The organism is Bradyrhizobium sp. HKCCYLRH1030 (genome assembly GCF_051168395.1).
Lineage (GTDB): Bacteria > Pseudomonadota > Alphaproteobacteria > Rhizobiales > Xanthobacteraceae > Bradyrhizobium.
The window spans coordinates 743,349-766,472 of record NZ_JBNPUY010000002.1; the positions used below are offsets into that span (position 1 = coordinate 743,349).

The following is a 23,124-nucleotide window of genomic DNA, read 5'->3' on the forward strand; positions in this document are numbered from 1 at the left end:
GAGCGCCCGGCACGCGGCCGGACGACGCGGACGCGCTCCTGATATCGGGCGGACGGCCCGTTGGCAAGGACAACGCGCGCGGCCGCGGCTCCGAAACGAACCGGTGTGACCGGAACGGCGGGAGGGCCTGACGGTCCTCAGCCGCCGAACCGCGACCAGAATCCGCGCCAGCCGCCGGCCTGGGCCTTGGGCGCGAGCTGCTCGGCGAACTCGTCGCGGGGCTGGTCGTCGTCATCGACACCGGGATCGTCCGGCGGCCGCATGATCGGGACGATCGCCTGGATCGGCGTCTCCGCCGGCCGGGCGAGATCGTTGCGGGTGCGGAACAGCGGCGTCGGCGCGGCTGCCGCCGTCTCGGCCGGCTTGGCGGCGACCGCGTTCGGCTCGGCCTCCGTCTCCGGCTCCGATTCGGCCTCGACGGGACCCGCGGCCTGCAACGGCGGCGCCGGCTCGGCGGCGCCGGCCTCGATCAACCGGCTATCCTCAGCCATGTCCACAGGGATATCCACCGGCTTGTCGACAGGCTTGTCCACGGCCTCGGCCGGTTGTTCGGCCTGCTCGGGATCGGCGGCGACCACCGGCCGCGGCGGCTCGTTGTCCTGCACCGCCGGAGTGATCACCACGGCCTCGCGCGGCGGCTCGACCGCGGCTTCGGCCACGGCGGGCCGGGCCGGCGGGGCCAGCACGGCTTCGGCGAAGGCCGAGCTTTCGATCACGCTGCTGCGCTCCGAGGGCAGGCTCGCCACCGGCGTCTGCCATTGGAAGGCGTCGAGCCGGCCGGTGACCGGCGAGATCGGCTGCCAGCGATCGCTGACATAGCCGTCCGCGGTCCAGGCCGGGTCGTGGCGGGCGCGCACCGCGCGCAGCGCCCATTCGCGCGCCTTGCCGGCGTCGCCATGCTCGGTGCGCTCCAGCTCGGCCATCAGCATCGCCACGCGCTGGGTCGGATCCTCCGTGAACGGCGCCAGCGCCTCGCGGGCGCGGCCGAATTCGGCGGCGTCGATCGCCGCGCGCGCCACCGCCAGCGCGCCTTCGACATGGCCGGGCGTCCGCGCGGCCAGGTTCTCCACCCGCGCCAGCCGCTGCGTGGCCGAATCGCCGAGCCGCACATGGGCGTAGGCATCGGCGAGATCCGGATGCGGACACGCCGCCCAGGCCGCCTCGATGATCTTCATCGCGCGCCGCACCTGGTGCGCCTCGCTCTCGAACTTCGCCGCCAGCACCGCGGCCGGCACCAGGGTCGGCGCCAGCTTCACCGCCTCCATCGCGCTCGAGCGCGACAGGTCGCGATCCCCGGTCTCCAGCGCCAGCGCGCGCGCCGTCAGCAGCACGCCGCGCTGACGGCGGTAGGTCGGCTTGTCGATCATGCCGGCGGTGTAGTTGCCGTCGAGGATCGAAAGCGCACCGTCCCAGTCGGCCTCGGCGCAGCGGAAGCCGAGCACGGCATGCGAGGCCCAGGTGGCGTTGGGCGCCAGCCTGAGCGCTTCGTCGGCGATCATCACCGCGGCATAGGCGTCGTCGGCGCGCTGCGCCTCGATGAACAGGCCGCGCAAGCCGAGCAGGCGGGTGTCGTGGCGCTCGGCCATGGCGCGGAAGGCGCGCCGGGCGCCGTCGCGGTCGCCTTCGAGCTGCGCCGCCTGGGCGTGCAGGAGCAGCGTCAGCGGATCATCGCCGGCCAGCCGCTTGGCGGTGTCGGCGTGCTGCCGCGCCGCGGTCGAATCGCCCTGGCCGATCGCCAGCAGGCCGTGGGTGATGGCGTGGCGGCCGCGCTGATGCCGGCGGGCGCGATGCGCCTTGCGGATGTGGCCGGGCGCCCGCAGCAGCGCGCTGATCAGGTTCCAGACCAGCACGCAGGCCGCGATGGTCAGGCCGAGCGCCAGCACGAACACCGGCAAGGTCATGGCGATCCGCCACGGGCCCCAATTCAAGACGACGTCGCCGGTCTGCTCGGCGACCCAGGCCGAGCCCGCAGCGGCGAGCCCGACCAGGATGAGGAAAATGACGATCCGGAACATGTGCGTCCTTGGGCGTCCTATTGCGCGGGTTTGGCGAGCGCGGTCATCGCGTCGTCGGCGAATTTGCGGGCGGTCGACAGCGCGGCGTCGCGGGCATCGGCGCGTGCGAGCCAGTCATTGGCGGGGGCGCGATCCTCCGGCGAGAGACCCTTCAGCTCGCGGCGGGCCTCGGCGAAATCGTTGCGCAGCGCCGCCGCGGTGATCCGTGCCACGACCGCGCCGCGATCGGTGCCGGCGCCGTCGGTACGCTCGACCTTGACCAGGCTCGAGGCGCCGGCCGAGAGCTTGCCGAGGATCGAAGTCCCCGTGGTGCTCTCGGGCGCCGGCGGCGAGAGCTTCGGCACGATGGTGAGCAGCTCGCGGCTCAGTGCCGCGGGGCTCGGCACGCCGGTCGTGGCGAATGCCTCCAGCGGCTTCAGCGCGGCCGCGTCGGGCGCCAGCGATCTAGCGGTGGTCAGCGCCGCTCCATAGGGATCGCCGTGACGCACGGCGACGTCGAGCAGGGTCGCGGCGACCACGCGGCGCAGCGGCGCATCGTCGGCCGGCTTGGCCGCCTCTGAGAGCTTGGCGCGCTCCTGTGCCAGCGCCGCGCTCTGGCTCTTGCTCGCCCGCTCCAGCGCGTCGATGCGCGCCGTCAGGCCGGAGAGATCGACCGGCTCGGGCGCCGGCGCGGAGCCGTCGCGCGGCTGCGCCCGGACATCGTTGAGGGCCGCCACGGTCTTGTCGGCCTGCGCGCGCAGGCCGGCGACGTCGTTGCGCAGCGCTGCGATCGCCTTGTCGGCGGCATCGAGCCGGCCGGTCACGGCGCCGTCCGGCTTGCCGACGCGCTGCTCCAGCCCGGCGACGCGGGAGGTGAGCTCGTCGATAGCGGCGGACTGCGGCGAGATCGCCGAGGGCGGCTGCACAGGCGGCCAGCCGAGCATCCAGCCGACGCCGATCACCAGCGCGGCCGCGGCCGCGCCGGAGAACGGTGCGATGATCCAGGGCGACACCGGACGCGGCGGCGGGGGTGGAGGAAGCTCGGCGTGCGGCGGCTCGGCCGCGGCGACCGTCTCCTCGGGCGTCTCGCTGGCGGCCGATTCCGGTTCGGCGTCACCGGCGCCATGCGGATGCGACTGGCTCGCCGCGCCCGACGACCCCTCGGCCAAGGCTTCGGCCGGGGCCGACCAGGGCGACGTGGTCGGCCGCTCGGCCGCGCTCTCGCTGGCCGACGGGCGCTCCTCGCGCGAGGTCGGCTCCAAATCGATGGTCGGCGGTGGCCGTTTCGGCCGCCCGGTGTCGGAGGCCGGTGCAGCGGTGTCGGGTTCATCGACCATGGTGGAAGTTCCCTGGCTGAGGCAAGATTGAGCAGGCCCTCTTACGCCATTCACGACCGTAGCGCACGGGTCAGGCCCTCCAGCATGTCGTTTTCATCCGGATGCGCCGCGATTGTGACCTGGGTGGCGCCGGCCTCGCGCAGCACCTCGGCGACATTGGCCGACAGGCAGCCATGCGGCACCGCCAGCGCCGAGATTTCGACGCCGTCGGCGCGGATGGCCGCCACGAACGCAACCGCGCTCCGCCGCGAATAATGCAGCACCGCCTCGATCCGGTTGGCTGCGAAGGCGTCGCAGACCTCGCGCGGCAGGGTGGTCACCTGCGCCATGCGATAGACGGTCTGGGTGATCACATCGAAGCCGCGCTCGGCGAGTTCGGAGGCGAGGTCGCGCGAGATGTCGGCGCCGGCGAGATAGAGCAGGGTGGCCCTGGCCTCGATGACGCCGCTGTCTGCGATCAGGTCGCGCAACGCGGTCGCATCGGCCGCGGCCGAGATCACCTGCGTGAAGCCGGCCTCGCGTGCGGCTGCGGCCGTCCGGTCGCCGACCGCGAACAGCGGCAGGCGCAGCAAGGCGGACGCCCTGAGCTGCGGCGCCGCCGCGCGCAGCGCGTTCGATGACGTTACGATGAGTCCGGCGGCATCGCCGCCGACGTCCGGCGGCAGCGCGACCGGCTCGAAGCGCAGCATCGGCGCCAGCAGCACCTCGAAGCCACGCGCGCGCAGGGCGCTCGCGGTGCGTTCATTGTCAGGGGCGGGACGGGTCACCAGCACGGCCATGTGCTATGCTCCCGTCGAACACGGATCGGCCGGGCTGCAACGGACGGACGATTGCACCTGGCGACCTCGTGGTGTTAGGCGGTTCTGCGCACTCATAATGACCAAAAGGGTTGAGATTGGGTAACGAATCGCAAACGCTCGTGCTGGGCATCGAAACCACCTGCGACGAGACCGCCGCGGCGGTGGTGGCGCGTGATTCGGACGGCAAGGGGCAGATCCTTTCCAATGTTGTGCGCTCGCAGACCGACGAGCATGCCATCTATGGCGGCGTGGTTCCCGAGATCGCCGCGCGCGCCCATGTCGACATGCTCGACCATCTCATCGACGCGGCGATGCGCGAGGCCGGCATCGACTATGCCGCGCTCGGCGGCGTCGCGGCGGCGGCCGGGCCGGGCCTGATCGGCGGCGTCATCGTCGGCCTCACCACCGCCAAGGCGATCGCGATGGTGCACGACACGCCGCTGATCGCGGTCAACCATCTCGAGGCGCATGCGCTGACGCCGCGCCTCACCGATGCAATCGACTTCCCCTATTGCCTGTTCCTGGCCTCCGGCGGCCACACCCAGATCGTCGCGGTCGCCGGCGTCGGCGATTATGTCAGGCTCGGCACCACCGTCGACGACGCGATGGGCGAGGCGTTCGACAAGGTCGCGAAGATGCTGGGTCTGCCCTATCCGGGCGGACCACAGGTCGAGCAGGCCGCGCGCAACGGCGACGGTCAGCGCTTTGCCTTCCCGCGTCCGATGCAGGGCCGCAGCGATGCCAATTTCTCGCTGTCCGGGCTGAAGACCGCCGTGCGTAACGAGATCGGCCGGCTCGGCAAGGTGAGCGAGCAGGACATCGCCGACCTCTGCGCCAGCTTCCAGGCCGCGGTGCTGGACTCGACCGCCGACCGCCTGCGCGTCGGCCTCGATCTGTTCAAGCAGCGTTTCGGCGCGCCGACCGCGCTGGTGGCCGCCGGCGGTGTCGCCGCCAACCAGGCGATCCGCGGCGCACTCGACGATGTCGCGCAGCAGGCCGGCACCCGCCTGATCATGCCGCCGCCGGCGCTGTGCACCGACAATGGCGCGATGATCGCCTGGGCCGGGCTGGAGCGGTTGGCGCTAGGGATGGTGGACGGCATGGACGCCGCGCCGCGCGCGCGCTGGCTGCTGGATGCCAATGCCAGCGTGCCGGGCAAGTTCGCGAATACGCGGGCGGGGTTTTGAGGGTGATGGAATTGCTTTTTCATCCTGCACGAAGCGGCTGGATCGCCCTCGGCTGTGATGTGGCAAGCTCCTGCACCATACGCGGTGCGCTCCCCTCCCCCTTGCGGGGAGGGGTCGGGGGTGGGGGTGGCTCCATAAAAATTCTCGCTCGTGGCACCCCCCTCCCCAACCCTCCCCCGCAAGGGGGGAGGGAGCGCAGCCGAATCCGCGGCGAATGACTCGTTTCCAAACGATCTCCATCGTCGGCGCCGGTGCGTGGGGCACGGCGCTCGCCGCCGTCGCCGCGCGTGCCGGCCGTGAGGTCACGCTCTACGCGCGCGACAGCCACCACGCCGCGCGCATCTCTGCTGCCCGCGAAAACCCGCGACTGCCCGGCATTCCGCTCGCCCCCAGCATCGCCGTGACCGCCGATCTCGCCGAGGCCGCCCGCGCCGACGCCGTTCTCATCGTTGTCCCCGCCCAGCATCTGCGCGGTGCGGTCATGCATCTCGCCCCGCTGCTCCGTCCGGGCACGCCGCTCGTCGCCTGCGCCAAGGGCATCGAGCACGGCACCCATAAATTCATGACCGAGGTGATCGCGGAGGCCGCGCCGAACGCGATCCCGGTGATCCTGTCCGGCCCGAGCTTCGCCGACGACGTCGCGCGAGGGCTGCCGACCGCGGTGACGCTCGCCGCGCCCGACGAGGCGCTCGCGGCCGACCTCGTCCATGCGCTGGGTTCGCCGACCTTCCGGCCCTATCATTCGACCGACGTGCGCGGCGTCGAGATCGGCGGCGCCGCCAAGAACGTGCTGGCGATCGCCGCCGGCATCGTTGCCGGCCGCAATCTCGGCGCCTCGGCGCTGGCGGCGCTGACCACGCGCGGCTTCGCCGAGTTGGTGCGGCTCGGCCGCGCCTATGGCGCGCGCAGCGAGACCTTGACCGGCCTGTCCGGCCTCGGCGACCTGATCCTCACCTGCGCCGGTCCGCAATCGCGCAACTTCGCCGCCGGCCTCGCGCTCGGCCGCGGCGAGCCGCTGCCCGCAGGCAAGCTCGCCGAGGGACAATACACCGCGCCCGTGCTGGTCGAACTCGCCACCTCGCGCGGCGTCGAGATGCCGGTGGCGCAGGCGGTCGCCGCCATTCTCGCCGGCACCGTGACGATCGATGCCGCGATCGAGGCGCTGATGATGCGCCCATTCAAGGCGGAGGAGTGAGGGCCGCCGCGCGACCGACGTCATCCAGCACGACGCTCTCTCCGCCGTCATGCCCGCGCTTGTCGCGGGCATCCATGTCTTGGATAATGCGCCGAGCAGTGCGACGTGGATGGCCGGGACCTCCCAGCGCTTCGCGCTTTTGCCTGGCCAGGACGAGTGGAAAGAGACGACCATCATGAACTACTGGCTGGTGAAATCCGAACCCTCGGTATGGTCGTGGGACCAGCAGGTGGCGAAGGGCGCGAAGGGGGAGGCCTGGATCGGCGTGCGCAACTACACGGCGCGGCAGAACCTGGTGGCGATGAAGAAGGGCGACCTCGCCTTCTATTATCATTCCAACGAGGGCAAGGAGATCGTCGGCATCGCCGAGATCATCAAGGAAGCCTATCCTGATCCGACCGACAAGACCGGCAAGTTCGTCTGCGTCGACATCAAGGCGCACAAGCCCTTCAAGACCCCGGTGACGCTCGCCGCGATCAAGGCCGACAAGATGCTGAGCGAGATGGCGCTGGTGAAGCAGTCGCGGCTGTCGGTGCAGCCGGTCACGCCTGCGGAATGGAAGCACGTCTGCAAGCTGGGCGGCGTGTAGGGGCGCAAGGGCTTGTGAGACGCGCAAGGCGTTAGCGCCATTCGTGGTAGCTCCGGACCTGTGGCTGCCATGGGTAGGCTGCGTCCTTTCAGGCGCCGCGCGATGATGCTACGTTCAGTTGTGGCAGGGAGCACCTGCTTCCTGCTCCATACCGAACAGGAGACCGGCATGTCGGACAGCGTCTACAAAGTCATCGAGCTGATCGGTACCAGCAGCGAATCGTGGGAAAAGGCGGCCGCGAACGCGGTCGAACAAGCTGCGAAAACACTCCGGGACCTGCGCGTTGCAGAAGTCGTCAAGCTCGACATGCAACTCGATGCGAAGGGGAAAGTCGAAGCCTATCGGGCCAAGCTCAACGTGTCGTTCAAGTTCGAAGGTTCGTGAGTTGAATTGACCCTCGACTTCCGTCGAATCTTCCGTCGGCCGATGGACGGGCAGCGGGATCGAGCTTCCGAGTCCGGCGTCATGCCCCGCACGAGGGGCATGACCTTGTTCCGTGATTTCGGTTCGGCGTCCCGGAACGCCGCGCGGCAGACGGCTGCCGCCGCAAGCCTGTCATGCGCGAATTGCCCGTCGTGTTAGTTTGTCGCACGCTGCCGGCATTGCACCGTCGGGCAAATCACCTGCACATTTCCGCACGTCCCTGCTGCCGCATGAGGGACGTTTCGCGACCGTCACGGATCGTTGGCAGTGGGATGCGATGGGCGTGGGTCGACGCAGCGTGAGCTGATCGCGCGGACGAACGGCGATGCACGCACGGTCAAGTCGCGCGGTCCTGATATCCCGACGCTGATATCAAGCGGGTGCCGATGCCCTCAGCGTGTCGCGCTCGTGATGGTGGCCAGCAAGCCGGCGCACCAGGGAGAACGCGAAGCAGCCGTTAAAACCAATCGCGCAGGGAGGGCCGGGTGTGTTCGGCCAGACCTGTGGTACCTGCCGCCAGCATTTTCTTTCGCTGGCGGGCCACGGGCGCGGCCAGCGCCCGGCCTTCCCTGCGCCCTCTGTTTGAGGAGGGCGGTAGTTTCAGCACAGCTCGGGCGCATCGTGTCGCGAGAACGAGATCGTTCGCCTTCGAGCTGCTTGTCGAGGCAACGCCGGGACCGCCAACCACAGCTGTCGTCCCGGGCAAGCGCGAAGCGCGCCGACCCGGGATCCATAACCACAGGGTTCAGTTGTCTTGCACGGGACTCGCAGCCTGCCTCTTACAAACATCACGCGGTATGGATCCCTGCGTTCGCAGGGACGACATCGGCTATTTGGCGCGCGCTCGGCCCTCACGATCCAAACAAAAAGAAAGGGGCCCCAGCTTGCGCTGGAGCCCCTCAACGGTCAGGGCATTGCCGGGTATTTGCCCGAACCGAAGTTGCGGACCTGGTCGCGTACGACCAAGTCCCGGGAGAACTCAGTAGTTGTAGGCGCGCTCGCCGTGGTCGGTGATGTCGAGACCCTCGCGCTCCTGCTCCACGGTCGGGCGCAGGCCGATAATCACGTCGACGACCTTGTAGAGGATCGCCGAGCCGACACCCGACCACACCAGCGTGGCGAGGACGGCCTGGATCTGCGCCAGCATCTGCGTGGCGAAGTCGTAGGTGCCGGCGTTGTTGCCGGTGATGTTGGTGTAGTCGGTGATGCCGACGCCACCCAGAGCCGGGTTGACCAGGATGCCGGTGGCCAGAGCGCCGATGATGCCGCCGATGCAGTGCACGCCGAACACGTCGAGCGCGTCGTCATAGCCCAGCGCGTTCTTCACGGTGGAGACGAAGAACAGGCAGACCGGGGAGACGATCAGGCCGAGCACCAGCGCGCCGATCGGACCGGCATAACCGGAGGCCGGGGTAACGGCGACGAGACCGGCGACCGCGCCCGAGCAGATACCGAGCAGCGACGGCTTGCCCTTGACGGCCCATTCGCACAGCAGCCAGGACAGCGCCGCACCGGCGGTCGCGACCATGGTGTTGACGAAGGCCAGCGCGGTGACGCCGTTCGATTCCAGGTTGGAGCCGGCGTTGAAGCCGAACCAGCCGACCCACAGCAGCGCGGCGCCGATCATGGTCATGGTCAGCGAGTGCGGAGCCATCAGCTCCTTGCCGTAGCCGGTGCGCTTGCCGATCAGGACGGCGCCGACGAGGCCCGCGATGCCAGCGTTGATGTGCACCACGGTGCCGCCAGCGAAGTCGAGGGCACCCGCCTGGAACAGCCAGCCGGCGTTGCTGCTAACTTCGTCGAGCTTGGCCTGGGCGGCGGTCTTGGCGGCAGCGTCGCCAGCGGCAGCGAGAGCCTTGGCGGCGGCAGCAACGTCATCCGGCGCGGGCACGTACCAGACCCAATGCGCGATCGGGAAGTAGATGAAGGTCACCCACAGCAGCACGAACAGCATCACTGCCGAGAACTTGATGCGCTCGGCGAAGGCGCCGACGATCAGGGCCGGGGTGATCATCGCGAAGGTCATCTGGAACACGAAGTAGGCGAACTCCGGAATCACGACGCCGTTCGAGAAGGTCGCGGCGGTGGAGTTGGCATCGACCCCGTGCAGGAAGGCCTTGGCGAAGCCGCCGACATATTTGGTCATGCTGCCGCCGTCGGTGAAGGCGAGCGAGTAGCCGTAGAGCGTCCAGACCACGCCGACCATGGCGACGATCGCGAACACCTGGGTGAGGACCGAGGCCATGTTCTTGGTGCGGACGAGGCCGCCATAGAACAGCGCGAGGCCGGGGATGGACATCATCAGGACGAGCGCGCTGGACACGAGCATCCAGGCGACGTCGCCCTTGTTGGGAACGGGGGCGGCTGCGGCAGCGGCGGCAGGCGCGTCCTCGGCGAACGCCACATCGACGAGGCCTGCGACGCAGAGCCCTGCAATTGCGAGCGTAACCCATCCCGCGCTGGTTGGACGCTTGAACGTCATTTTATTGTACTCCGTAAGTGTTCTGGTTTGAGCGCGAAATCAAAGGGCCGCAGCGTCCGCTTCGCCGGTGCGGATACGCACGGCGTGGTCGAGGCTGATGACGAAGATCTTGCCGTCGCCGATCTGGCCGGTCTTGGCGGCCGAGCTGATCGCATCGATGGTCTTGTCGACCTGGTCGGAGGGGATCGCGACCTCGATCTTGATCTTGGGCAGGAAGCTCACCGCATATTCGGCGCCGCGGTAGATTTCCGTATGACCTTTCTGACGGCCGTACCCCTTCACTTCCGTCACCGTGAGACCATGAACGCCGATGGCGGTCAGGGCGTCCCGGACTTCTTCGAGCTTGAATGGCTTAATGATCGCCATAACAATTTTCATGGGTCCTATCCCCGCTTGGGCCCGGCACGGACGTTACCGAGCGCTTCCTGTCGACTGAGGTTCACCACGCGGAGAAATCTTCACGACGCGGGCACAGCCGGGAGCGATAGAATCAAATGCCGTGCCAGACGGCTGGTCAGGGCTAACGAGCGGTGAATCCTGGCCTTTTCACCCCTCGGGAGGGGCAGCAGGGGCTGCGCTATTCCGTCGCGCTCAAGGAATGGGCAGGCATGCGCAAAAGTTGCGCATGTCAGGCTCAAGACACAATGCTGCTCAGCGCGCGGGCAGAATCCTGCGGCGCCGAACAGGTCAATTGGCGTCAATTGCTGCAGCTATTGCAGCGCCTCGCCATGCTGGGAGATGTCGAGTCCTTCCAGCTCGTGCTCACGCGACACCCGCAGCGGCACGAAGGCGCTGACCAGCTTCAGGAGCCCCCAGGTGACGCCGCCCGACCACACCAGGGTGACGGCGACGCCGTAGAGCTGGGCCGTAAGCTGCTTCGGGTTGCCCTCGATCAGCCCCGTCGTGCCGCCGATCGCGGCGGTCGCGAACACGCCGGCCAGCACGGTGCCGGTGAGGCCGCCGACGCCGTGGACGCCGAACACGTCGAGCGAATCGTCATAGTTGAAGCGGTGCTTCAGCGAGGTGCAGGCCCAGTAGCAGATGATACCGGCGAGCGCGCCGATCACCAGCCCATGCCAGGGGGCGACGAAGCCGGACGCGGGCGTGATGGTGCCGAGGCCGGCCACCGCGCCGGAGATCATGCCGAGCACAGACGGCTTGCGCCGCGTCGACCATTCCAGCGCGCCCCAGGTGACGGCGCCGGCGCAGGCGGCCAGATGCGTCGTCAGGATCGCCATCACCGCATGCGCATTCGCGCCCAAAGCCGAGCCGCCATTGAAGCCGAACCAGCCGACCCAGAGCAGGCCGGTGCCGACCACCGCGAGCGACAGATCGAACGGCGAGAGGTTCTCGCTGCCGTAGCCCTGGCGCCGTCCCATCACCAGCGCCGCGACCAATCCCGCGGTGCCCGCGGAGAGATGCACGACGAGACCGCCGGCGAAGTCGACCACGCCGGCCTGCGCGAGAAAGCCGCCGCCCCAGATCCAATGCGCCAGTGGCACATAGACGAAGATGAACCATGCGATGCTGAACAGGAGGTAGGCGGAGAAGCGCATGCGGTCGGCGACCGAGCCCGCCACCAGCGCCACCGTGATGATCGCGAACGTCATCTGGTACAGCATGAACAGCGACTCGGGGATCGTCTTGGCGCCGGGATGGACGCTGTCCATGCCCATGCCGGCGAGGAAGGCGCGGTCGAGCGAGCCGATCCAGGTGCCGTCGCCGACGAAGGCCAGCGAGTAGCCGAATGCGACCCACAGGATCGAGATCAGCATCACGGCTGCGAGGCTCTGCGCCATCGTCGCCAGTACGTTCTTCTTGCGCACCATGCCCGAGTAGAACAGCGCCAGACCCGGAATGGTCATCATCAGCACCAAAGCGGTGGCGACGATCATCCAGGCGGTGTCGGCCGGTTCGATCGTGGACGGCGCTGCGGCCGCTGCTGGCGTGGTGAAGGCAATCGCTCCCGCTGCAGCCAATGCTGCAGACGCGCGCAGGCTACGAGACGCGCTGGTCTCCATGACAGTCCCCCCGGCATGTCAGATGTTAGGATTTTGCAGTCCGCCGCGCCGTTGCGGCGGGCGTGCAGCCGTTGCGGCTGCTTGACGGGCTTAGAGTGCGTCGGTGTCGGTTTCGCCGGTGCGGATGCGGCGGGCATGATCGATCGGCGTCACGAAGATCTTGCCGTCGCCGATCTGGCCGGTGCGCGCGTGCGTCGTGATCACCTCGACCGCCTTCTCGGCGATGTCCGAGTTGACCGCGATCTCGATGCGCAGCTTGGGCAGGAAGTTCACGATATATTCGGCGCCCCGGTAGATCTCGGTATGGCCCTTCTGGCGGCCGTAGCCCTTGACCTCGGTGACGGTCATGCCGTGGACGCCGATCGCGGTGAGGGCCTGGCGCACCTCGTCGAGCTTGAAGGGTTTGATGATCGCGACGACGAGCTTCATGGGCGGGCCTTGGTTTCCTCAGGTAGAAGCCGCCTGTTTCGGAGGCAGGCTTGGGATGGCCGTTTTGGCCTGTTCCTAGGCAAATGGCACAAAATCAGCGCAGCGTTAAGCGAAAACGTCAAGGAGTGACGGATATCACTGAACGGAACGCGACATCGCCCGACAGACTGAAGACGTTTTCCTGCCATCCTCCATTCAAGGACATCCCATGTCGAATCGTTCCTGGTATTACGCGGCGCAAGGCCAGCAACAGGGCCCCATTTCGGAAGACGAACTGCGCGACCTGATCGCCCGGGGTGTCGTCACGGCCGAGACGCTGCTGTGGAGCGACGGCATGGCCGGCTGGGAGAAGGCCGGGCGCATTCCCGGCCTGATGTCGGGCGTGCCGAGCATCTCCCCCGGCGTCCCGCCCGCGTTCGAGGCCGGCGTGCCTGCGTCGGGCGGCGCGCTCTCGGTCAAGCTCGACACCTGGTCCTATCTCGGCTGGACGCTGCTGTATGTCGTCGGCCAGTTCCTGGTGGTGATCACGCCCTGGACCGCTGTCTATCTCTACCGCTACGTGATCGAGCGGATGCGGGTGCCCGGCCGGCCGAACCTCACCTTCACCGGCCAGCCGCTCGACATCTGGTACGTCTTCATCGCCATGGGCGTGCTGGCCTATGTCGGCCTCAGCGACCGGCCGATCCTCAACCTGATCTCGCTGGTTGCCCCGGCGTTCCTGGGCTGGATGGTGCTGCGCTGGCTGCTGAGCAACCTCGCCTCGAATGGCGAGCGGTTGCCGATCCATTTCGAAGGCAGCCCCGTCGTCTATGCCGGCTGGTACCTGCTGATGATCGTGTCGGGCATCACCGTCATCGGCTGGGCCTGGGTGCTGACCGCCTGGATGCGCTGGGTCTGCCGCAACATCCAGGGGACGCGGCGCGAGGTCGTGTTCACCGGCTCGGGCCTGCAGGTGCTGTGGCGCACCTTCGCGTTCGTGCTCGGCTGCTCGGTGATCATTCCGATCCCGTGGCTGCTGCGCTGGTACAGCGCCTGGTACGTGTCGCAATTCGCGGTCGTCCCGCGGACGGCACAGCCGGTGTGATGCGGCTAGGCGCGGCGCTCGCGGATCGAGCCCTCCTGCGCCACGGAGGCGACCAGCGTGCCGTCGGGCTTGAAGATCGAGCCGCGGGTGAGCCCGCGGCCGCCCTGCGCGCTCGGCGAATCCTGCGCATAAAGCAGCCATTCGTCGGCGCGGAACGGCCGGTGAAACCACATCGCGTGATCCAGCGAGGCCGGCATCATGCGCTTGTCGAACAAGGTGCGGCCATAGCGCGCCATGACCGCGTCGAGCAGCGAGAAGTCCGAGGCATAGGCCAGCGCGCACATGTGCAGCGCCGGATCATCGGGCAGCTTCGCCGCCGTCTTGATCCAGACGTTGATGCGGCCATCCTCGATCTTCTGGCCGAAGTACCGGTTCAGTTCGACGGGGCGCAGCTCGATCGGCCGGTCGGATTCGTAGTAGCGGCGGATGAAGTCCGGCATCCTTTGGAAGACTTCCTGAAACATCGGCTGCTTGGAGATCTCCTCCGCCGTCAGCTTCTCCGGCGGCGGCACGTCCGGCATCTTGTCCTGGTGGTTGAACGCGCTCTCCTCGTCGCTGTGGAACGACACCATGATCGAGAAGATCGCATTGCCGTGCTGGATCGCGGTGACGCGCCGCGTCGCATAGCTCTTGCCGTCGCGCAGACGCTCGACCTGGTAGATGATCGGCACCTGCGGGTCGCCGGGCAGGATGAAGTAGCAGTGCAGCGAATGCGGCAGCCGGCCCTCGACGGTGCGGCAGGCCGCCATCATCGCCTGGCCGATCACCTGGCCGCCGAACACGCGCTGCCAGCTCGTCTTCGGGCTGTTGCCGCGGAACAGGTTCACCTCGATCGGCTCGAGATCGAGGATCGAGATCAGGTCGATCAGTCCCTTGGACATGGCGTGGTGCTTTCGCTGGCTCGGCCGGCCGCTCCGGTCCCGTTCTCGCGGGATCAGGCATCCGGAATTGATGGCCTCGGGGGGCAGCCCTTGGTTCACGCCCCTGTTTCGCCCAGCTATAATCCTCCCGCAAGAGTAACTGTGAGCAGGGTGGCATGACGACACAGCGAAGCATTGTCATTTGTGGCGGGGCCTTTGCCGGCCTGGCGCTCGCGCTCGCGCTTCGGCAGGGGCTCGGTCCCGAAGTGCCGGTGATCGTGGCCGATCCGGCGCTCGCCAACCGGCCGAGCCGCGATCCACGCGCCAGCGCCATCGTCGCGGCGTGCCGCAAGCTGTTCGATGCGATCGGGGTCTGGGCGGACGTGGCGCCGCAGGCGCAGCCGATCCTCGACATGGTCATTACCGATTCCAAGCTCGAGGACGCGACCCGCCCGTCGTTCCTGACGTTCGCGGGCCAGGTCGAGGCCGGAGAGCCGTTCGCGCACATGGTCGAGAACCGGCTCTTGATCGACGCGCTGGTGCGGCATGCGGAGGCCGCAGGCGTCGAGCTCAAGGCGATGCCGGTGACCGGCTTCGTGACGCGGGCCGACGGCATCGCGGTGACTCTGGGCGACGGCAGCCAGCTCGAGGCGAGCCTGCTGGTGGCCGCTGACGGCGCGCGTTCGAAGCTGCGCGAGCGCGCGGGCATCCAGACCCATGGCTGGGACTATGACCAGTCCGGCATCGTCGCGACCATCGGTCATGAACGCGACCATGGCGGCCGCGCCGAGGAGCATTTTCTGCCGCCCGGACCATTCGCGATCTTGCCGCTGACCGGCAAGCGCTCCTCGCTGGTGTGGACCGAGCGGCGCGCCGAGGCGAAGCGCCTCGTCGCGCTCAGCGCGGATGAATTCCATGCCGAGCTGGAGAAGCGCGCGGGTCTGCATCTCGGCGAGTTGAAGGTGCTCGACCAGCCGCGCGCTTTTCCGCTGTCCTACTTCGTCGCCCGCTCGTTCATCGCGCCGCGGCTGGCGCTGGTCGGCGACGCCGCCCATGTGATCCACCCCATCGCGGGGCAGGGGCTCAATATGGGGCTGAAAGACGTCGCCGCACTGGCCGAGGTCGTGGTCGATGCGGCAAGAATGGGGATCGATCCGGGGCAGGTCGATGTCCTCGAACGCTACCAGCGCTGGCGCCGCTTCGACACGATGGCGATGGGCGTTGCCACCAATTCGCTGAACTTCCTGTTCTCGAACAAGTCGACGCTGTTGCGGGCCGTGCGCGACATCGGCCTTGGCATCGTCGATCGCGCGCCGCCGTTGAAGGAGCTGTTCATCAAGCAGGCCGCGGGCCTCACCGGAGAGATGCCACGGCTGCTGAAGGGTGAGGCGCTGTAGAGCATGATCCGGAAAAACGGGAACCGGTCTTCCCTCGCGACAAACGCCGAAGGCGTTTGCGCGGAGATCATGCTCGAACAAAGAGCTCAGCGCGGGCCTGCGGCGGCGATGAAGCCGGCGACGGCCTCGACCATGTCGGGGTCGAGCGGACGGTCGGGGTCGTTGTAGGAGGCGAGGTTCTCGTCCTCGTTGGCGACGTCGACCAGGACGTGGTTCATCTCCGGCAGCCACAGCGACTTGGCGGCCGGTGCGGCGGCGGCGAGCGCGACCATGTCGAGGCGTGCGATCTGGTGGTCGCGGGCGCCGCCGACGATCAGAATCGGGATCGTGAGCTGCTTCAGTGGATCGATCGGGTCCTCGGCAAAGGCGGAGCCGATGCTGGGCTGCATGCTCGGTGCGACCGGCAGCTCGGGCGGTGGCGGGTCCACGACCTGCCCGGCCATGATGGCGTCGATCGCCTTGGCGACCGGCTCCATCTTCGCGGCCGGCAGCTTCTTCTCGAGCTGCGCCTTCAACAGGTCGCCCTGCCGCCGCGCCGATGTGGTGAGCAGCACGAGGCGGTCGACCGGGGTGCGGCGGGCGGTGAGGATGGCGACCAGGCCGCCCTCGCTGTGGCCGACGAGAACGATGCGGGCGAACTTGCCGCGCAGGAAGTCGACCAGCGCGGCGGCGTCGTCGACGTAGTCCTTGAAGCGGAAGTCCTCCGGCTTGCCGAACTCCGCCTTCCAGCCGCGTGCGCCGCGCTTGTCGTAGCGCAGGCTGGCGATGCCTTGGGTGGCGAGCTGCTCGGCGAGCTTCTTCAAGGTCGCCGGCTTGAGCTGCGGCCCATTGCCATCCCGGTCCGTCGACCCGGAGCCGGCGATCAGCAGCGCCACCGGCGGGCGCTCGACACCCGCTGGCGTCGTCAGGACGGCGTCGAGTGCGCCAATGCGGACGGCGCTCTCCTCGGCCGAGACCCCCGAAGCGAGGGCCATCAGCGCCACGGCGAGCGCACAGCGGATCACGACGGGCCGCATCGGTCAGTCGATCTTCCGCGCTTCCTCGGGCAGCATGATCGGGATGCCATCGCGGATCGGGTAGGCGAGCTTCGCCGACCGCGAGACCAGCTCCTGTTTCGCCGCGTCGTATTCCAGCGGGCCCTTGGTCATCGGGCAGACCAGGATCTCGAGCAGCTTGGGATCGACGGAATTGGCGGGGCGTTCGAGCGGGGCGTTCATGGCAAGGGTCTCCGGCGGGCGCCTCTGTAGCATAACGTCCGCTCGCTTGTCGTGCTTCAAGGCATGTGCCGGGCGATCCGGATCAGCTCGTCGATGACCGCGTCCAGTTGCTCGGCCGGCAACGGCCGATCCGACAGCGCGTGGCCGAGGAAGGTCCAGTACAGCACCTGGGCGCGTGCGCGCGCGATCGCCGGCACTAGTCCCTCGGCTGCAAGCAGGCTCTCGACATAGCCCAGCCGGCGCCTGTCGATGGCTTGGACAGCCTGCCGCGCGGCGGGGTCGGATCCGGCCCAGTTGCGCACGGCGCGCTCCAGGGTGAGCTTGACGTTGAACGCGCGGCGGAGGAGCACGGCAATGGCCGGCTGGTCGCCGGCGTTCGCCTCCACCCCGGTGATGATCTGCTCGGCCGCAATCTCCCGCCACTTCTTGAGGAGGGCCGCGTGAAACCCGGCCACATCGGCGAAATGCCAGTAGAAGCTGCCGCGCGACACGCCCAAGGCTTTCGCCAGCGGCTCCGCCTTCAGCGCGGTGAAGCCCCGGCTGGCCAGCACCTTCAATCCCTGTGTCAGCCAATCGTCGGCCGAGAGCTGATCGGTCATGTCGTCACCATGAGACGACCATACACAGCTGTATTGACGACCGCCAGGGCTTCGTGCATTGTCCATACATAACTGTATGGAGGCGTGCCATGCGCGATGCGCTGCTCGTGACCGCGGGGCTGATGGCGATCACCGTCGCCGTGATCCACGGCGTGCTCGGCGAGACGACGGTTTTCGCGCGTGCCACCATCTCGCCGGAGCGGCTGCGAACCCTGCTGCGGCTGGTCTGGCAGACTGGCACGGTGGCGTGGATCGGCTGTGGCGTGCTGCTCGCCGTCGCCCCGCAAATGACGTCGGAGTCGGCGCGGCATTGGACGGTGACCACGGTCATCGTCGTGTTCGCTTTCGCCGCAGGCGCCAATGCGCTCGCGACGCGCGGGCGGCATTTCGGCTGGGTCATGCTCGCCGGCGTAGTCAGTCTCGCCATCGCCGGCTACTGACGCGGCGAATCCCGGTCCACCGCAGCGCCGCCACGTACCCGGCGAGAGGAAGGCATCGCGACGCTCCGTAACCGCCGCGTCGCCTCAACTGCTGTTCGGCCGCACTCCGTTCACCGCGAGGCCACTGCCACGACACATTCGCCAAGAATGGTTCCAACTTAGAAGGAGTCTCTTTGCAGACACGGCGACGAGCCGCTTAGCTGTTCGTCGTCGCGAACGGGTGCCCGGCGTCGACATCGATCCGGGCGCACAACCGTTCTCCGATTTGCTTGTCTGGATAGGAGAGGGGACGGATCGATGTTGGTCGACGTGGTGCGGAAGTTGGTCGTCGTAGGTGGAAGCGTCGGCATGCTGTTGATGGCAGCGCAGGCGCACGCCGGGGGATCGAGCGAGATCTGCCTCACCTATGCCAACGGTCAATTCGAGCCCAAGGAGCCGACCGTTCCCGCGGACGCGCCGCTGACCATCCGCGTCCGGAACATGGAGGGCAAGGCCATCGAGTTCGAGAGCGAGACCCTGAAGGTCGAGAAGGTGATCGCGGCCAACAGCGAGGCGGTGCTCAACGTCCGCGCCATGAAGTCCGGGCGCTACGAGTTCTATAATGACTTCAACGAAAAGGCCCGCGGCTTCGTCAACGTCCAATAGGTCCAGATCCCATGCTCGCCGCCCTGATCATCGTCTTCCGCGAAGTGTTCGAAGCCGGCCTGATCGTCGGTATCGTGCTTGCCGTCACCAGCGCGGTTCCGCATCGCCTGCGCTGGATCGGCGCGGGGCTGTTTGCCGGCCTGGTCGGCGCATGCATCGTCGCGGCGTTCGCGGGAACGTTGACGCAGCTCTTTGAAGGCATGGGGCAGGAATTGTTCAATGCGGGGATCCTGTCGGCTGCCGTGATCATGCTGACCTGGCACAATGTCTGGATGGCCCGGCACGGCCGCGAGATGAGCACCGAGCTGCGGACGATGGGCCAAGCGGTGGCAGACGGCGCCAAGCCGCTGGTCGCGCTGGCGACCGTGATCGCCATCGCCGTGTTGCGCGAGGGCAGCGAGGTCGCGCTGTTTCTCTATGGGGTGGCGGCCTCCGGCGACGGCAGCGGGCGGGCGCTACTCGGTGGCGGCGTCCTTGGCCTGCTGCTCGGCGTTGCCGTCTGTCTCGCGACCTATCTCGGCCTGATGCGCATCCCGCCGCGCGCGCTGTTCAAGACCACCACCGTGCTGATCACCCTGCTGTCGGCGGGAATGGCCGCGCAGGCGGTGTTCTTTCTCGCCCGCGCCAACTGGCTGACAACGTTCGACCATGTGGTGTGGGATTCGAGCGCGGTTCTGCCCGAGCGTGGCGTCGCCGGGCGGACGCTCAAGGCTCTGATCGGCTATACGGATCAGCCTACCGCGATGCAGCTCGCAGTCTACATCGGGGTGATCGTCACCACCATCGCACTGATGCGCCTGACGGCGGCCCCGCCAGCGCCGCGCGCGGCTCCCGCCGAGTGATCATTGCAGCGGCGGATCGCCCGAGGTCCGCTTCTTGGCGAGATCCATCTCGGTCACGGCGATGAGGATTTCGGCGCGGGTCTTCAGGTCCGGCGCCTCGAGCATCGCCTGCTTCTCCGCCGGACCATAGGGCGACATCATCGCCAGCGCGTTCACGAGCGCTTCGTTCGGCGCCGCTTCGATGCCGGCCCAGTCGACCTTGAGATTGTTCGCCTTGAGGAAGTCGGTGAGAACCGCGAGCAGCGCTTCGCGGTCCACCGCGTCTTCACCCTTGCGCGCCGTGAAATCATCGACGAACGGGAAATAATCGACCTTGCACTGCCGATAGGGCGTGAGCACCGTCATTTCCTCGACCACCTTGAAACGGGACACGCCGGTGAGCTCAAGGATGTAGCGGCCATCGCCGGACTCGGCGAGCTGCGTGATCCGGCCGACGCAGCCGACCTTGAACAGCACCGGGCGCTCCTCGCTGGAGGAGTGCGTGACGTCGGGCTGGATCATGCCGATGAGCCGATGGCCGTCACGAAGCGCATCGTCGACCATCGCGAGATAACGCGGCTCGAAGATGTTGAGCGGCATTTGGCCGCGCGGCAGCAGCAAGGCTCCCGCCAACGGAAACACCGGAACGATCTCCGGCAGCTCGGCGGGACCGCGATATTCGGCATTGATCGGCATGCGATACCTCGTGTCCGCTGGAACGAGCGCGCGTCCCGTCCAGCCGGGTTACGAAAACAGGATCGTCGACAGCCGCTTGCGGCCCTCGATGGTGGCCTCGTCGGCGCCGCCCCAGGCTTCGAAGAACTGCACGAGCTGCTTACGCGCGCCGTCTTCGTTCCATTTGCGGTCACGCTTCACGATCTCGAGCAGCTGGTCGGTGGCTTCCTTCCGCTTGCCCGCGGCGTTCAGTGCGGTCGCCAGGTCAAAACGCGCCTGGTGGTCGAGCGGATTGGCGGCGACCTTCTGTTCGAGCTCGCCGACCGGCCCGAGCGACTGGGCCTGCTCTGCCAGATCGATCGCGGCCTGCACGGCGGAGACCGCCGAATCGCTGCGCTTGGAGTCCGGGACCATCGCAAGCGTCTGCTTGGCCTCGTTGATCGCGCCGAGCTCGACCTGGCACTTCGCAAGCCCGGCGATCGCGGGGATGTTGGCGGCATCGATCGCGAGCACCTCGGCATAGATCTCAGCCGCGCCGGCCGCATCGCCTTCAGCGAGAACCGCTTCGGCTTCCTTGAGGATTTCGGCGATGTCGGGCTCGCCGGCGCCGGGAACGCCCTTGGTGATCTTTTCGATGAAGGCGGCGACCTGGCTCTCGGGCACCGCACCCATGAAGCCATCGGCGGGTCGTCCGCCGACGAACGCGATCACGGCCGGAATCGACTGGATTCCCATCTGGCCGGGGATGGCCGGATGCTCGTCGATGTTCATCTTGACCAGCTTGACCTTGCCCTTGGCGGCCTTGACGGCTTTTTCCAGGATGGGCGTCAGCTGCTTGCACGGTCCGCACCACGGCGCCCAGAAGTCGATGAGGACCGGCTGCCGCTTCGATTCCTCGATGACGTCCTTCACGAAGCTCTGCGTCGTGGTGTCCTTGATCAGATCCGGCACCTGCGGCGCCGCTCCGCCGCCCTGCTCAACAATGGTCACGGGGTCCCTCGTCCGAAAAATTCCGATGAACGGCGACCGGGAACCGGCCGCCGCCGCGCCTCAATACACGTTTTCTTTCACTTTAAGTGGCGGTCCAGCTGGAAATTTCAATCAGCGCCCATCGCGGTCCGGTGATGGGCAGGTCTCAGCCCGGTTCGGCCGGTCCCGGCCGCTAAAATTTGAACGTCGCCGGCGTACGAAACCTGTCGCAGACCTGTTGCATTCGTCCGCGGCATTTGGCATAGGTCTGCCCGTCGCTGGCGGCCACGCCGCCAAGGCGTCACGGATGCGGGTGTAGCTCAGTGGTAGAGCACGACCTTGCCAAGGTCGGGGTCGAGGGTTCGAACCCCTTCGCCCGCTCCAAAAATTTCGCTCCGTTGTTCCTTCGTCTCGTGCCTCATCATTTTGTCGGCGGGGATTTGTCCCAGGCCGCGAGCACGTCGGCGAATACCCGATCTCCACTGGGACCTTTGCCGATTGCGAGGATGCCCCGGCGCTGGTTCGCATAGACGACCGGGATGTCGAACCATTCGCGCCGTGCGAGAAGCTCCTCGTTGCGCGCGCGATCGGCCTCGACGTTGGACAAGCCCACCAGGAACGAACCTTCGGTGATCTTGACGGAAAGCCCGGCAAGCGGCGTCCCGCGCGACTTCTCATCCGTCTTCATCAGCATTCCTGGGACGCTGCTGATGCCGCCACCGACGAAATCGGCAGCGGGCCTGAATGTGAGCTCGGCGACATGGCTGGCCGGCAGGCTGGGATCGTCGTTGCGGCGCAACTGCAGGCTGACCTTCAGTTTGCGCTCGGGAATGTCGATCTCGCCACGGATCACCGGCGTGGGCCGTCCCGATTGTGCGTTCTTGACCGTCTCCGTCCGCCAGGTGACCGAGCCGGAATAGCGCTTACCCTTGGGGTCGGAGAGATCCTCATCATACAGCACGGCAAGTCCGGGCGTCCGCGCATCTGCCGCGTCGGACGATGCGGTCGGGCTCGAAACGGGAGCGCTGCTCCGGGCGGCGGCGGGGCCAGCGGGCTGCGCTGGCTTCGCCGCAGCGGCGCTCAGTTGAGCGCCGCCGTCGATCGACGTGAACATCACGAGCGGCTGCTGCGCTCCGCCCGTGGCACGCTCCACCGCCGCATTGGTCTGGTTGAAGGTCTCGATCAGGCGTTGGCCTGGCTGCTGCAGCGCCTCTGCAAGGGCGGCGGCGAACACGCCGTGACCGTCCGGGCCGCGCTGTCCCGCCGTCCCGGCCTGTGCGGCAAAGGAGATCACGGTCCGTGCGGAAACGTCGACCGGGACGAGGCCGGCGGCAAGACCGGCGATGCCGCGCCCGGCGAACGGATTGGAGCGGAAGGCGTCGAGAATGATCACGTTCTGCCGGGGGCTCGATCCGCCCAGCTCGCGCAAAATCGCAGTCAGGTCGCGCAACTCGGTCTTGAGATCCGCAGCTGTCGCCGGCGCCGCGTCGACCGGGACGAGATAATCGGCGCCGCCCAGGTTGAGCCCATAGCCGGCATAATAGATCAGCGCGACGTCGGCGTCGGCGATCCGGCCCTTGAACTCGGCAAGCGCGCGACCGAAGCTTCGCCTGTCGAGGTCGATCTGCGCGGCACCGCCGCTCAGGGTGAAGCCGAGCCGCGACAGGCTGTCGGCGATCAGCCGGGCATCCGCCGCCGGCTCGTCCAGCAGCGGTGCGTGCTCGTGGATGGCGTTGCCGATCACCAGCGCCACCCGCTTGTCGGCGGCAGCGGGCCCGGTCGAGATCAGGATCGCGCCGACGACAAGGATGGTTGCAGACAGCAGCTGTCCAACTCGGCCGATCACCCGACGCATGCCAACGATCTCCTGTCACCCGATCTGCTCGTGCGACGATTTTACCGCATTTCGAACAAAGCAGGAACAAGAATCGTGGCAGGAATGAGAAATTGCCGTGGGCTG

At 67.7% G+C, this 23,124-nt stretch carries 23 protein-coding genes and 1 tRNA gene; 10 read left to right on the plus strand and 14 right to left on the minus strand.

Translation table 11 applies throughout. The features are described from left to right. Positions 1-137: 137 nt before the first annotated feature. From ACQR1E_RS08780 to ACQR1E_RS08790, 3 genes are read right to left on the minus strand one after another with little or no spacing between them, the layout of a single operon-like run. Positions 138-2,015 (minus strand): heme biosynthesis HemY N-terminal domain-containing protein, encoded by a 1,878-nt coding sequence (locus ACQR1E_RS08780; protein ID WP_434896918.1) that lies wholly within the window; start codon positions 2,013-2,015, stop codon positions 138-140. A 17-nt stretch (positions 2,016-2,032) separates the two neighbouring features. Beyond that, positions 2,033-3,331 (minus strand): COG4223 family protein, encoded by a 1,299-nt coding sequence (locus ACQR1E_RS08785; RefSeq protein WP_434896919.1) that lies wholly within the window; start codon positions 3,329-3,331, stop codon positions 2,033-2,035. A 50-nt stretch (positions 3,332-3,381) separates the two neighbouring features. After that, positions 3,382-4,110 carry a uroporphyrinogen-III synthase gene (locus tag ACQR1E_RS08790; RefSeq protein ID WP_315825732.1) on the minus strand — a complete coding sequence of 243 codons (729 nt, stop codon included), beginning with the start codon at positions 4,108-4,110 and terminating at the stop codon, positions 3,382-3,384. 140 nt (positions 4,111-4,250) lie between these two features. On the opposite strand from ACQR1E_RS08790, the gene tsaD reads away from it, so the two are divergent. The 4 genes from tsaD to ACQR1E_RS08810 all read left to right on the plus strand — a co-directional run bounded on the left by tsaD (position 4,251) and on the right by ACQR1E_RS08810 (position 7,486). Continuing rightward, a complete protein-coding gene (gene tsaD / locus ACQR1E_RS08795) occupies positions 4,251-5,318 on the plus strand; it encodes a tRNA (adenosine(37)-N6)-threonylcarbamoyltransferase complex transferase subunit TsaD (RefSeq protein ID WP_315715842.1) in 1,068 nt (355 codons plus the stop codon). A 214-nt stretch (positions 5,319-5,532) separates the two neighbouring features. Beyond that, entirely contained in the window at positions 5,533-6,513 is a 981-nt protein-coding gene (locus ACQR1E_RS08800; protein ID WP_315750570.1) for an NAD(P)H-dependent glycerol-3-phosphate dehydrogenase, read from the plus strand. A gap of 175 nt (positions 6,514-6,688) precedes the next feature. Further along, positions 6,689-7,102 carry an EVE domain-containing protein gene (locus ACQR1E_RS08805; RefSeq protein WP_434896993.1) on the plus strand — a complete coding sequence of 138 codons (414 nt, stop codon included), beginning with the start codon at positions 6,689-6,691 and terminating at the stop codon, positions 7,100-7,102. A gap of 168 nt (positions 7,103-7,270) precedes the next feature. Continuing rightward, complete coding sequence (locus ACQR1E_RS08810) at positions 7,271-7,486, plus strand: dodecin family protein (RefSeq protein ID WP_316186421.1); 216 nt, start codon at positions 7,271-7,273, stop codon at positions 7,484-7,486. Positions 7,487-8,504: 1,018 nt separating this feature from the next. On the opposite strand, the gene ACQR1E_RS08815 is transcribed toward ACQR1E_RS08810, so the two are convergent. The 4 genes from ACQR1E_RS08815 to ACQR1E_RS08830 form a co-directional block, all read right to left on the minus strand. Further along, a complete protein-coding gene (locus ACQR1E_RS08815) occupies positions 8,505-10,007 on the minus strand; it encodes an ammonium transporter (RefSeq protein WP_316186420.1) in 1,503 nt (500 codons plus the stop codon). Positions 10,008-10,046: 39 nt separating this feature from the next. Next, positions 10,047-10,385 (minus strand): P-II family nitrogen regulator, encoded by a 339-nt coding sequence (locus ACQR1E_RS08820; protein ID WP_006611147.1) that lies wholly within the window; start codon positions 10,383-10,385, stop codon positions 10,047-10,049. Positions 10,386-10,717: 332 nt separating this feature from the next. Beyond that, positions 10,718-12,028: an ammonium transporter gene (locus ACQR1E_RS08825; protein WP_434842433.1), complete on the minus strand. Its 1,311-nt coding sequence runs from the start codon at positions 12,026-12,028 to the stop codon at positions 10,718-10,720. A 90-nt stretch (positions 12,029-12,118) separates the two neighbouring features. After that, complete coding sequence (locus ACQR1E_RS08830; RefSeq protein ID WP_172112996.1) at positions 12,119-12,457, minus strand: P-II family nitrogen regulator; 339 nt, start codon at positions 12,455-12,457, stop codon at positions 12,119-12,121. A gap of 208 nt (positions 12,458-12,665) precedes the next feature. On the opposite strand from ACQR1E_RS08830, the gene ACQR1E_RS08835 reads away from it, so the two are divergent. Further along, the gene (locus ACQR1E_RS08835) at positions 12,666-13,541 is read left to right on the plus strand and encodes a DUF4339 domain-containing protein (protein ID WP_315750571.1); all 876 of its coding nucleotides are present in this window, start codon (positions 12,666-12,668) and stop codon (positions 13,539-13,541) included. A 5-nt stretch (positions 13,542-13,546) separates the two neighbouring features. Here the strand turns inward: ACQR1E_RS08835 and tesB are convergent, their stop codons facing one another. Then, complete coding sequence (gene tesB / locus ACQR1E_RS08840) at positions 13,547-14,422, minus strand: acyl-CoA thioesterase II (RefSeq protein WP_315715848.1); 876 nt, start codon at positions 14,420-14,422, stop codon at positions 13,547-13,549. 155 nt (positions 14,423-14,577) lie between these two features. Between tesB and ACQR1E_RS08845 the strand changes: the two genes are divergently transcribed. Then, positions 14,578-15,798 (plus strand): ubiquinone biosynthesis hydroxylase, encoded by a 1,221-nt coding sequence (locus ACQR1E_RS08845; protein WP_315715849.1) that lies wholly within the window; start codon positions 14,578-14,580, stop codon positions 15,796-15,798. An 86-nt stretch (positions 15,799-15,884) separates the two neighbouring features. Here ACQR1E_RS08845 and ACQR1E_RS08850 read toward each other — a convergent pair whose 3' ends face one another. From ACQR1E_RS08850 to ACQR1E_RS08860, 3 genes are read right to left on the minus strand one after another with little or no spacing between them, the layout of a single operon-like run. Next, positions 15,885-16,814 carry an alpha/beta hydrolase gene (locus ACQR1E_RS08850; protein WP_316169971.1) on the minus strand — a complete coding sequence of 310 codons (930 nt, stop codon included), beginning with the start codon at positions 16,812-16,814 and terminating at the stop codon, positions 15,885-15,887. Between the two features lie 3 nt (positions 16,815-16,817). Beyond that, the gene (locus ACQR1E_RS08855) at positions 16,818-17,015 is read right to left on the minus strand and encodes a Trm112 family protein (protein WP_006613415.1); all 198 of its coding nucleotides are present in this window, start codon (positions 17,013-17,015) and stop codon (positions 16,818-16,820) included. A 56-nt stretch (positions 17,016-17,071) separates the two neighbouring features. After that, the gene (locus ACQR1E_RS08860; RefSeq protein ID WP_315715851.1) at positions 17,072-17,614 is read right to left on the minus strand and encodes a TetR/AcrR family transcriptional regulator; all 543 of its coding nucleotides are present in this window, start codon (positions 17,612-17,614) and stop codon (positions 17,072-17,074) included. Positions 17,615-17,703: 89 nt separating this feature from the next. Here ACQR1E_RS08860 and ACQR1E_RS08865 point away from each other — a divergent pair, with 89 nt between their 5' ends. The 3 genes from ACQR1E_RS08865 to ACQR1E_RS08875 all read left to right on the plus strand — a co-directional run bounded on the left by ACQR1E_RS08865 (position 17,704) and on the right by ACQR1E_RS08875 (position 19,541). Continuing rightward, the gene (locus ACQR1E_RS08865) at positions 17,704-18,054 is read left to right on the plus strand and encodes a hypothetical protein (protein ID WP_316169970.1); all 351 of its coding nucleotides are present in this window, start codon (positions 17,704-17,706) and stop codon (positions 18,052-18,054) included. 348 nt (positions 18,055-18,402) lie between these two features. Then, on the plus strand, positions 18,403-18,699 hold the full coding sequence (locus ACQR1E_RS08870; protein WP_315715853.1) for a cupredoxin domain-containing protein: 297 nt from the start codon (positions 18,403-18,405) through the stop codon (positions 18,697-18,699). A gap of 11 nt (positions 18,700-18,710) precedes the next feature. Further along, the gene (locus ACQR1E_RS08875) at positions 18,711-19,541 is read left to right on the plus strand and encodes an FTR1 family iron permease (protein ID WP_315750577.1); all 831 of its coding nucleotides are present in this window, start codon (positions 18,711-18,713) and stop codon (positions 19,539-19,541) included. Here ACQR1E_RS08875 and ACQR1E_RS08880 read toward each other — a convergent pair whose 3' ends face one another. Continuing rightward, positions 19,542-20,216, minus strand: a complete 675-nt coding sequence (locus ACQR1E_RS08880) for an LON peptidase substrate-binding domain-containing protein (protein WP_315715855.1) — start codon at positions 20,214-20,216, stop codon at positions 19,542-19,544. It lies immediately after the preceding gene. A 48-nt stretch (positions 20,217-20,264) separates the two neighbouring features. Next, positions 20,265-21,185 carry a thioredoxin gene (trxA, locus tag ACQR1E_RS08885; protein ID WP_434896920.1) on the minus strand — a complete coding sequence of 307 codons (921 nt, stop codon included), beginning with the start codon at positions 21,183-21,185 and terminating at the stop codon, positions 20,265-20,267. Positions 21,186-21,473: 288 nt separating this feature from the next. On the opposite strand from trxA, the gene ACQR1E_RS08890 reads away from it, so the two are divergent. Further along, a tRNA-Gly gene (locus ACQR1E_RS08890) sits at positions 21,474-21,548 on the plus strand. Between the two features lie 37 nt (positions 21,549-21,585). Here ACQR1E_RS08890 and ACQR1E_RS08895 read toward each other — a convergent pair. Beyond that, entirely contained in the window at positions 21,586-23,019 is a 1,434-nt protein-coding gene (locus ACQR1E_RS08895) for a caspase family protein (RefSeq protein ID WP_434896921.1), read from the minus strand. Positions 23,020-23,124: the final 105 nt, after the last annotated feature.